At 73.2% G+C, this 9,912-nt stretch carries 7 protein-coding genes and 1 pseudogene; 5 read left to right on the top strand and 3 right to left on the bottom strand.

Going from position 1 to position 9,912, the window contains the following annotated elements:
- Positions 1 to 362 precede the first annotated feature (362 nt).
- The gene (locus AB0F29_RS37195; protein WP_361882094.1) at positions 363 to 1,739 is read left to right on the top strand and encodes a dicarboxylate/amino acid:cation symporter; all 1,377 of its coding nucleotides are present in this window, start codon (positions 363 to 365) and stop codon (positions 1,737 to 1,739) included.
- A 100-nt stretch (positions 1,740 to 1,839) separates the two neighbouring features.
- On the opposite strand, the gene AB0F29_RS37200 is transcribed toward AB0F29_RS37195, so the two are convergent.
- Positions 1,840 to 3,084: an alpha/beta hydrolase gene (locus AB0F29_RS37200; RefSeq protein ID WP_361882096.1), complete on the bottom strand. Its 1,245-nt coding sequence runs from the start codon at positions 3,082 to 3,084 to the stop codon at positions 1,840 to 1,842.
- 199 nt (positions 3,085 to 3,283) lie between these two features.
- On the opposite strand from AB0F29_RS37200, the gene AB0F29_RS37205 reads away from it, so the two are divergent.
- Positions 3,284 to 3,928: a TetR/AcrR family transcriptional regulator gene (locus tag AB0F29_RS37205; RefSeq protein WP_361882099.1), complete on the top strand. Its 645-nt coding sequence runs from the start codon at positions 3,284 to 3,286 to the stop codon at positions 3,926 to 3,928.
- Here AB0F29_RS37205 and AB0F29_RS37210 read toward each other — a convergent pair.
- The gene (locus AB0F29_RS37210; RefSeq protein WP_361882118.1) at positions 3,925 to 4,821 is read right to left on the bottom strand and encodes a MaoC/PaaZ C-terminal domain-containing protein; all 897 of its coding nucleotides are present in this window, start codon (positions 4,819 to 4,821) and stop codon (positions 3,925 to 3,927) included. The two genes, AB0F29_RS37205 and AB0F29_RS37210, sit on opposite strands and share 4 nt — an antisense overlap.
- A 5-nt stretch (positions 4,822 to 4,826) precedes the next feature.
- Positions 4,827 to 6,161: a 3-oxoacyl-ACP reductase gene (locus AB0F29_RS37215; RefSeq protein WP_361882102.1), complete on the bottom strand. Its 1,335-nt coding sequence runs from the start codon at positions 6,159 to 6,161 to the stop codon at positions 4,827 to 4,829.
- Positions 6,162 to 6,261: 100 nt separating this feature from the next.
- On the opposite strand from AB0F29_RS37215, the gene AB0F29_RS37220 reads away from it, so the two are divergent.
- The 3 genes and pseudogenes from AB0F29_RS37220 to AB0F29_RS37230 all read left to right on the top strand — a co-directional run.
- Entirely contained in the window at positions 6,262 to 7,557 is a 1,296-nt protein-coding gene (locus AB0F29_RS37220) for an acetyl-CoA C-acetyltransferase (RefSeq protein WP_361882104.1), read from the top strand.
- A 155-nt stretch (positions 7,558 to 7,712) separates the two neighbouring features.
- On the top strand, positions 7,713 to 9,641 hold the full coding sequence (locus AB0F29_RS37225) for an AMP-dependent synthetase/ligase (protein WP_361882121.1): 1,929 nt from the start codon (positions 7,713 to 7,715) through the stop codon (positions 9,639 to 9,641).
- 88 nt (positions 9,642 to 9,729) lie between these two features.
- Positions 9,730 to 9,912: pseudogene (locus AB0F29_RS37230) on the top strand (transcriptional regulator); the annotation flags it as partial.

Raw genomic sequence — 9,912 nt, forward strand, 5'->3', positions numbered from 1 at the left:
GGCTCCAGCACCGGGGTCCGCGGCGTTCTCCGCCCTTCTGTGTCGCTTTCCAGCCATTCCCACCCGGCGGACCTCCACCCGGAAGCCAAAGAAAGGCTTTGAGGTTCCCAAAGTTCAAGTGTTAACGTATTCGACGTGAAGACAGCCGTGCGCCTCCGTCCTGCCGTGAGCATCCCGCTCGTGGCGCGCCTGCATGTCGATCTCTGCCGCTGTATGTCCGCGGTCTGTTGCCGCGAGGTCTGATACGGCATCATGCAGCGGTGCCGCCCCCGACGCGGGCGCCGCGACCCCGTCCCCGTTCCACCGCACGACCGCACGGTTGCCTCCGTGCGTCCCGATGCGTCCCCAGTTGGAGTGTGTCCGTGTCCGCGAACCCCGCGTCCGCCGCCCCCGAGGCCGAGGAGCCCACCGGCTCCGGCCCCGGGCCCCGTCCCCGTATATCCAGGTTCCCGTTCTGGGCCCAGATCGTCGTCGGTCTGGTCCTCGGCGTACTGCTCGGCTGGCTGGCCCGCAGCCAGGAGCTCGGCTGGCTCGTCACCACCCTCGACGAGATCGGCTCGCTCTTCGTCCAGCTGCTGAAGCTGGCCGTCGCCCCGCTGGTCTTCTTCGCGATCCTCGTGTCGATCACCAACCTGCGCCAGGTCAACAACGCCGCCCGGCTCGCGACCCGCACCCTGCTCTGGTTCATGATCACGTCGCTGATCGCGGTCGCCATCGGCCTCGCGATCGGTCTGGTCACCAACCCGGGCTCCGGCACCGGCCTCACGCCGAAGGACGGCGCGCTCTCCGAGACCAAGGGCAGCTGGATCGACTTCCTGACCGGCATCGTCCCGGACAACGTGATCACGCCGTTCACCGAGCTGAACGTGCTCCAGATCGTGTTCATGGCCGCCGTCGCCGGTATCGCCGCCCTCAAGCTGGGTGACAAGGCCCAGCCGATCCTCACCCTCAGCCAGTCGATCCTGGAGCTGCTCCAGAAGGCCCTGTGGTGGGTCATCCGCCTCGCCCCGATCGGCACCGTCGGCCTCATCGGCTACGCCATCGCCGACTACGGCTGGGACCTCATCGGCAAGTACGCGACCTTCACCGCCGACGTCTACATCGGCTGCGCCCTGGTGATGTTCGGCGTCTACCCGCTGCTCCTGGCCACCGTCGCCAAGGTCAGCCCGCTCCAGTTCTTCAAGGGCGCCTGGCCCGCGATCCAGCTCGCCTTCGTCTCCCGCTCCTCGGTCGGCACCATGCCGGTCACCCAGCGGGTCACCGAGCGCCTCGGCGTTCCGAAGGAGTACGCCTCCTTCGCCGTGCCGTTCGGCGCGACCACGAAGATGGACGGCTGCGCCGCGATCTACCCGGCGCTGGCGGCGATCTTCATCGCGCAGATCTTCGACGTGCAGCTGGGCATCGGCGACTACCTCCTGATCGCCTTCGTCTCGGTGATCGGCTCGGCGGCCACCGCCGGTCTCACCGGCGCGACGGTCATGCTGACCCTCACCCTGTCCACGCTGGGCCTCCCGCTGGAGGGTGTCGGCCTGCTGATGGCCATCGACCCGATCCTGGACATGATGCGCACCGCCACCAACGTGGCCGGACAGGCGCTGGTCCCGGTGATCGTCTCGGCCCGGGAGAAGATCCTCGACCACGACGCGTACAACTCCGCCTCCTCCTCCCCGATCGACTCCTTCGGCCAGGACGACGTCCGCGAGGCCGAGCGGAAGGTGACCCTGCCCGCCCCCGCCTGACCACGCGGGCGGCACGCGCCCCGCACGACGACCGCGCCTCCGGTCCACGTACGCGTACGTGGACCGGAGGCGCGGTCGTGTCCCAGGGCCTCGCGCGCGGTCAGGGGCGCTGGAAGAGGACCTCGGGGTTGGCCGGGGTCGGGCCGTTCAGCAGCCGGGCCGGCCGGCCGCGCAGGCTCCGGTCGAAGAAGGCCGTCACATAGCTCCGGGTGATCGTGGTCGAGCGCGCGGCGGAGAGCGGCGCGTCCGGGTCCTCGATGCCGAGCTGTTCACCGATCTCCGGGGTGTCCGTGAAGGTGAAGTGCCCGGAGTCCCGCACCGTCAGCCACCGCTTGAAGCCGTCCAGCCGGTCCCAGGCGTCGTCCCAGGACGTGTCGCCGCCGGGGCCGTGCCCGGGGTCGGTGCCCAGCATCAGGAACGGCCGCCCGTCCAGTCCCCGGACGGGGGCCGGGTCGAAGAACGTCCCGTCCATGTTGATCCCCGCGTCCACCCGGCGGTCGGCGGCCATCGTGGAGGAGGCCGCGTTGCCCCCGATGGAGTGGCCCGCCATGCCCACCCGGCGCGGGTCGATCGTCCGGGCGTGCCGCCACGCCGGGTCCGGGCCGGTCAGCCGGTCCAGCAGGAACGAGAAGTCGTCGGCCCGCCCGGCGGAGACGTCGGCCAGGACCTCCCGCCGCGCGGCCTGGTCGGGTTGCGCGTCCACCTTGTCGCAGGCCGCACAGGTGAGGACCCGCCCGTCGGGCAGTTGCGTACCGGTCGACTCGTACGGGTGGTCCGCGGTCGCCACGACGTAACCGCGGCTCGCCAGTTCCTCCGCGAGCCCGGTCAGCGTGGCCCGGGGCGTGCCGAAGCCGGGGGAGAGCAGGACCAGCGGGAAGCGTCCCGGGGCCGGCCGGGCCGCCGTACGGGCATGGGTGCCGGTGGCGCTGACCCGCGCGGGCGGCACGACGTCCTCAAGACCGCGCTGCGCGAGCATCAGCCGCGCCTCTTCCTCCGTCATGTACGGGGCCGGGTCGCCGCCGGTGCCGGGGCGGGCCGGGTAGTTCAGCGACACCAGCAACTGGCGCGGCCCGGCGGCCGGTACCCATGGGTCGGTGCGCGCGTGGTCGGTCAGGAGCAGGGTGTCGCGGCCGGTGGCGTACCGGCCGGTGGGCGGGGGGAGCGTCGGCGGGGACGGCTCGGCCCGGTCGCCGGGGCCGGCGGAGGCGGGGGCGGGGGCTAAGGCGGTGGTCGGCGCCGGGCCGGATGCCGAGGCGGGCGCGGCCGTGGCCAGCGCGGCCAGAGCGGCCAGGGCGAGCGCCGCGGCGGCGGCCCCGGCCGGCCTGTTGCGAAGGGAGATCGTCATGTCCACAACGCTAGGCAGGTGACCGGACGGGCACATCGGACGCCGGGTGGACCCACTGTCGGACCAGGGGATGACCCCTCTCCTCCGCCGGTCGCACCCCGGCCGCCCCGCCGCCGGTGATCGCTCGCCACGACGCGGGGCCGCGCGCCGCCGTACCCTGGGGCGGGAGCAGGGCAGTGGGGGCGGGGAGGATCCGGACGTGGGTGCAGTGAAGAGCAAACGGATGCCGCGCGCCGTGCGCGAGCAGCAGATGATGGACGCCGCGGTGCGGACCTTCGGCCGGCACGGATACCGGGCCGCCTCGATGGACGAGATCGCGGAGCTGGCGGGCGTGTCCAAGCCGTTGGTCTACCTGTATCTGCACTCCAAGGAAGAACTGTTCTCCGCCTGCATCCGCCGCGAGGCGAGCGCCCTGCTGGAGGCGGTGCGGGCCGGGGTGGAGCCGGGGCTGCCCGCCGACGGCCAACTGTGGGCGGGGCTGCGGGCGTTCTTCCTCCACACCGCCGAGAACCCGGACGGCTGGTCGGTCCTGCACCGCCAGGCGCGTTCGCACGGGGAGCCGTTCGTCAGTGAACTCAGCTCCATGCGGGACGAGATCGTCGCGTTCGTGACGGGCCTGATCGGGGCCGCCGCCCGCGAGGCGCACAGCGACCCCGCACTCGCGGACCGGGACGTGGCGGGGCTCGCGCAGGCACTGGTGGGTGCGGCGGAGTCGCTGGCGGGCTGGGCCAACGACACCCCGGACGTCTCGGCGAAGGAGGCCGCTGCGACCCTCATGAACTTTGCCTGGGCGGGCCTGGAGAATTTGATGCATGCCCGGCCCTGGACCCCTCCGGCTTCCTAGGGAGCCTCCCGGATCACCGATCCCACGAGGTGCACGCGCCCGTCGGGGCCGCGCAGTTCGAAGGCGGTCCCGGCGGCGTCGGCCGCGTACGTCACGGTGGCGGGCAGCAGGACGGGAGCCTTGAACTCGGCCCGTACGGAACGGATTCCGGCCGGGTCGTCGGCCTCGGCCAGGCAGCGGGCGACCGTCCACATGCCGTGCGCGATGGCCCGGGGGAAGCCGAACAGCCGGGCTGTCAGCGGGTGCAGATGGATCGGGTTGCGGTCCCCGGAGACGGCTCCGTACCGCCGCCCCAGATCCCCGGGAAGCCGCCACTCGGCGCGGGCGGGCAGGGCCTCGGCGGCCGGTGGGGCGGCGGTGGCGGGGCCTGGTGCGGCTGTCGCCCGGCCTCGCGCCCCGCCCGGTATCGTGCGGCCCTCCGGCGCGTTGCCCGGCGTCGCCCGCCGGTGCCGGGACAGATAGCCGCTGCGCGACTCCCACACCAGCTCCCCGCCCACCCGCGCCTCGGTCGTCATGGTGACCTCGGTGCCCCGCCGGTGTGGCCTCAACTCCTGCGCGTAGATCGATAGTTCGAGTGGTTCGCCTGGCCCCGTGACCCGGTGCGGGGTGATCTCGATCCAGGTGTGGACGAGCCCGAGCACCGGCAGCGGGAAGGCGCGTCCGGTCATCAGCCGCATGGCCAGCGGGAAGGCCAGCACATGCGGGTACGTGAGCGGCAGCGCCCCGGACTCCGGGAACCCGCAGATCCTCCCGTACGCGGCGAGGGGCCCGGGCGCGACGGGCGCGGCCGGGCGGGTGAGGCGGCCGGGGGGCAGGGTGGCGTCCGGGCGTCCGGCGCGCTTGAAGGGGGAGGTGAGGGCCCCGCGCGCGAGCGAGGTGCTGAGCGAGGGCATCCGACTCACGCCCCCAGCAGGCTCTGGCCGCAGACGCGCAGCACCTGGCCGTTGACGGCGCCGGAGGCGGGGTGGGCGAGCCAGGCGACGGCCTCGGCGACATCGGCCGGAAGCCCGCCCTGGGAGAGGGAGTTCATGCGGCGGCCCGCCTGGCGGATGAGGAACGGCACGGCGGCGGTCATCCTCGTCTCGATGAAGCCGGGGGCGACCGCGTTGACGGTGACGCCGTGCTCGGCGGCGGCGCGGGGGCCGAGCGAGCGGACGAGGCCGATGACGCCCGCCTTGCCGGCCGCGTAGTTGGTCTGGCCGTCGTTGCCCGCGATGCCCGCGATGGAGGCGGTGGCGACGATCCGGCCGCCCCGGTTCAGGGCGCCCGCGGCCAGGAGTTCGTCGGTGGTGCGGAGCACGCTGTCGAGGTTGACCTCGATGACCTGGGCCCAGCGTTCGGCCGGCATGTTGGCGAGGCGGCGGTCGCGGGTGATGCCCGCGTTGTGGACGAGGACGTCGAGCCCGTCCGGTGCGGCGGCGGCGATGCGGGCCGCGGCGTCGGGGGCGGTGATGTCCAGCGGCAGCGCGGTGGCCCCGAGCCGGTCGGCGGTGCGCACCAGGTCGTTCTGGGCCCCGGGGACGTCCAGCGCGATCACGTGCGCGCCGTCGCGGGCCAGCACCGAGGCGACGGACGCGCCGATGCCCCGGGCCGCGCCGGTGACCAGCGCGGTACGGCCGGAGAGCGGGGCCGACCGGTCGGGCGCGGAGCCGGGGGCGGAGTCGGGGGCGGCGGCGGTCAGCTCGATCACCTGGCCGCTGACATACGCGGAACGGGGGGAGAGGAGGAAGCACAGGGTGGACTCGGCGGCTTCCGGCGTCCCGTCGGCCGGGAGCCGCACGAGCTGGACCGTGGAGCCCCGCCCGACCTCCTTGCCCAGCGACCGGACGAAGCCCTCCAACGCCTGCTGGGCAGCGGCCTGATGGTGGTCCTCTACGGCCGGCGGCGTGCCGATGACGACGATCCGGCCACCGGGAGCCAGCGACCGTACGACGGGATGGAGGGCGGCGTGCACCTCGGCGAGTCCCCGGGCGGAGGTGACCCCCGTGGCGTCCAGGACGATCCCGGCGGGCCGCGTCGGCCGCTCCTCGATGGTGAGCCCGGTCGTGGCCAGCACCTTCGCCAGTCCGTCCCGGATCGCCGAGGTCCCGGCGGTCAGGTGCAGCAGCGGTCCGTCCAGGCGCGGGGTCTCCAGGGTCCAGCGGCGCAGCGGGGCGGGCTGCGGCAGGCCGAGCCGCCGGGTGAGGAAGCGGCCGGGTGCTGTGCCGGTGAGGTGCAGATAGCGATCGGCCATTGTCCTGACTCCCTGCTCGGTCGTAGATTTACTCTTGAGTAAGGTTACTTAAGAGTCAGGAGCTGGTCGAGATGCCCCGTCCCGAACCGACCGAGACAAGATGGTCACGGTGACGAGCCCGCGCCCGTCGATTCCCCTCGCCCTGCCCCAGCCGCGCCGCGTCGCGGTCATCGGCGGCAGCCGCACCCCCTTCGCCCGCTCCGACGGCCCGTACGCGACCGCCTCCAACCAGGACCTGCTGACGGCCGCGCTCGACGGCCTCGTGGAGCGCCACGGCCTGGCCGGGGACCGGGTCGGGGCGTTCGTCGCGGGCGCGGTCCTCAAGCACAGCCGCGACTTCAACCTGGCGAGGGAGACGGTCCTCGGCTCCGCGCTCGACCGGCGCACCCCGGCGTACGACATCCAGCAGGCCTGCGGCACGGGCCTCCAGGCGGTGATCGCCGCCGCGAACACCATCGCGCTCGGGTCCGTCGACTCGGCGATCGCGGGCGGCTCCGACACCACCAGCGACGCCCCGCTCGGCGTCAACGACGAACTGCGCCGCATCCTGCTCGCCGCCCGCCGCGCGAAGACGACGCCCGCCCGGCTCAGGGCGCTGGCCGCCGTCCGCCCCCGCCACCTCGTTCCGGACATCCCGCGCAACGCCGAACCCCGCACCGGCCTGTCGATGGGCGAGCACGCCGCCGTCACCGCGCGCCGCTGGCAGGTGAGCCGCCAGGACCAGGACCTGCTGGCCGCCACCAGCCACCAGCGCCTGTCGGCCGCGTACGAACGGGGCTTCCTGGACGACCTGGTGGTCCCCTACCGGGGCCTGGACCGCGACCAGAACCTGCGCCCGGGATCGACGGTCGAGAAACTGGCTCGGCTGAAGCCGGTGTTCGGTGCCTCCGCCCCCGACCCCACCATGACGGCGGGCAATTCGACGCCGCTGACGGACGGGGCGGCGACGGTCCTGCTGGCGACGGAGGAGTGGGCGCGGGAGCGGGGTCTGGAGCCGCTCGCCTACCTCTCCCTGTACGAGACGGCGGCCGTGGACTACGTGGACGGCGACGACGGCCTCCTCATGGCCCCGGCGTACGCGGTGCCGCGTCTGCTGGAGCGGGCAGGTCTCGGCATCGAGGACTTCGATCTGTACGAGATCCACGAGGCCTTCGCCTCCCAGGTGCTGGCCACTCTCGCCGCCTGGGAGAAGCAGGGCCTGGCCCCGGTGGACCGGGCCCGGCTGAACGTGGCCGGGTCCTCCCTGGCCACCGGCCACCCCTTCGCCGCGACGGGCGCCCGGATCGTCGCCACCCTGGCCAAGCTCCTCGCGGAACGGGACGCGCCGGGCCGGGGCCTGATCTCGGTCTGCGCGGCGGGCGGCCAGGGGGTGACGGCCATCCTCGAACGCCCCTGACCCGCCTGCTGCCTGCCCGCGTCCCCTGCCGGACGGGCGACCCGGCGAACCGACCCGGCGAACCGACCGGCCCAACCGACCCGGCGAACCGACCCGCCCAACCGACCCGGCCCACCGACCCGCCCGACCCCCGAACCGAGGAGCCGCACGTGTCAATGCCACCCTCCGCCGCCACAACCGCAACCCCAACGGCCGCCGCAGCCAAGCCCGTTCTGGTCGAGCCGACGAAGAAGCGAGGCCCCGACGGGCGGGTCCAGGAGGTCTCCGTTCCCAAGTTCGCACCGGCCGTGGAGCGCGGCTCGCTGGCCGAGATCCCGTTCGACAACGCCCGACAGGCCCCGTCGGACCCGGTGCTCAGCCGCAAGGACGCCGGGGGCGCGTGGCGGGACGTGTCGGCCGCCGAGTTCGCCGCCGAGGTGCTGGCCGTGGCCAAGGGCCTTATGGCGGAGGGCCTGCGGTCGGGAGACCGGGTCGCGATCATGGCCCGGACGACGTACGAGTGGACCCTGCTGGACTTCGCGTCGTGGGCGGCCGGCCTGGTGACGGTCCCCATCTACCCGACCTCCTCCGCGTTCCAGGCCCGCTGGATCCTCCAGGACTCGGGCGCGGTGGCGTGCGCGGTGGAGACGAAGGAGCAGGGCCGCCTGATCAGCCAGGAGCGCAAGCAGCTCGGCGGCCTGGCGTATCTGTGGCAGTTCGACACCGGGGCGATCAGCCGGCTCAAGTCCCTCGGCAAGGACATCCCGGACGCGGCGGTCACGGCCCGCCGGGCCTCCCTGGAACCGGACACCCCCGCCACCCTGATCTACACCTCGGGCACCACGGGCCGCCCGAAGGGCTGCGTCCTGACCCACGGCAACTTCTTCGCCGAGGTCGACAACGCGATCGAACTCCTCCACCCGGTCTTCAAATCGGTCTCGAAGGACCCGGCCTCCACCCTCCTCTTCCTCCCCCTCTCGCACGTCTTCGGCCGCATGGTGGCGATCGGCTGCATGCGGGCCAGGGTGCGCCTGGGCCACGCCCCGTCCATCCGGACGGAGGACCTTCTCGCCGACCTGGCGGGCTTCCGCCCGACCTTCCTCCTGGCCATCCCGTACGTCCTGGAGAAGGTCTACAACACGGGCCGGGCGACGGCCGAGAAGATGGGCCGGGCCTCCTCGTTCGACCGGGCGGCCCGCATGGCCCAGCGCTACGGCAAGGCGGTCGAGGCCGCCGAACACGGCACGGGCCCCGGCCCGGGCCTCGGCCTGCGCGCCGCCCGCGCCCTGTACGATCCGCTGGTCTACCGCCGTATCCGGGCGGCGCTCGGCGGGAGGGTCCGGTACGTGATCTGCGGCGGCTCCCCGCTCGGCCGCCGGCTCGCCGCGTTCTACGAGGGCGCGGGCATCGGCATCTTCGAGGGCTACGGACTCACGGAGACCACGGCCGCCCACACGGTGACCCCGCCCCTCAAACCCCGCCTGGGCACGGTCGGCTGGCCCCTGCCCGGAACGTCGGTGCGCATCGCGGAGGACGGCGAGGTGCTGCTGCGGGGCGACCAGGTCTTCCGGGGCTACTGGGACGGGGAACGGGCGGAGGTGACCCCGGCGCTCCTGCCGGACGGCTGGTTCCCCACGGGCGACCTGGGCGCACTGGACGAGGACGGCTATCTGACGATCACGGGCCGCAAGAAGGACATCATCATCACGTCGGGCGGCAAGAACGTCACCCCGGCCCCGCTGGAGGACTGGCTGCGCGCCCACCCCCTGGTCAGCCAGTGCATGGTCGTCGGCGACAACCGCTCGTTCATCACCGCCCTGCTCACCCTGGAGCCGGACGGCCTCCACCACTGGCGGCAGATGACCAAGAAGCAGGACATCCCGATGCGGGACCTGATCCACGACGAGGACCTGCGCACGTCGCTCCAGAAGGCGGTCGACGAGGCCAACCGCCTGGTCTCGCGCGCGGAGTCGATCCGTAAGTTCACGGTCCTGGCGGTGGACTTCACGGAGGAGAAGGGCCACCTGACGCCGTCGCTGAAGCTGAAGCGGGACGCGATCGCGCGGGACTTCGCGGGGGAGATCGAGGCGTTGTACCGGAGGTGAGGGGGCCACCTGGAAAAGCGGGGCCCGCCCCGGCGCTGGGCGCGGGCGGCCCTCGGGCTCCCGTCCGTCGCCATCCGAGACAACCGCTTTGGAAGTTCGATCGCCACTCGACCACTGCGGCGACGTGGCCGCAGCATCGTCGCTGTACAGCTGCGGGAGAATGTTGGCATCCGCCGCTGACGGGGAGCTGGAGGGGCCGGAGGAAGTGGTCGAGTGCGAGGGCGACACCCCCTGCCCGCTCCGCTCCGCATGCCGGCTGCGTGGAGCCCTG

It is taken from the genome of Streptomyces sp. NPDC026589 (genome assembly GCF_040638385.1).
Classification (GTDB): Bacteria; Actinomycetota; Actinomycetes; order Streptomycetales; family Streptomycetaceae; genus Streptomyces.

Excerpts from the sequence above, each read along its gene's own strand:
- AB0F29_RS37225 (WP_361882121.1), top strand. The coding sequence starts at position 7,713 with ATGCCACCCTCCGCCGCCACAACCGCAACCCCAACGGCCGCCGCAGCC.
- AB0F29_RS37200 (WP_361882096.1), bottom strand. The coding sequence starts at position 3,084 with ATGACGATCTCCCTTCGCAACAGGCCGGCCGGGGCCGCCGCCGCGGCG.
- AB0F29_RS37210 (WP_361882118.1), bottom strand. The coding sequence starts at position 4,821 with ATGCCCTCGCTCAGCACCTCGCTCGCGCGCGGGGCCCTCACCTCCCCC.
- AB0F29_RS37215 (WP_361882102.1), bottom strand. The coding sequence starts at position 6,161 with ATGGCCGATCGCTATCTGCACCTCACCGGCACAGCACCCGGCCGCTTC.
- AB0F29_RS37220 (WP_361882104.1), top strand. The coding sequence starts at position 6,262 with ATGGTCACGGTGACGAGCCCGCGCCCGTCGATTCCCCTCGCCCTGCCC.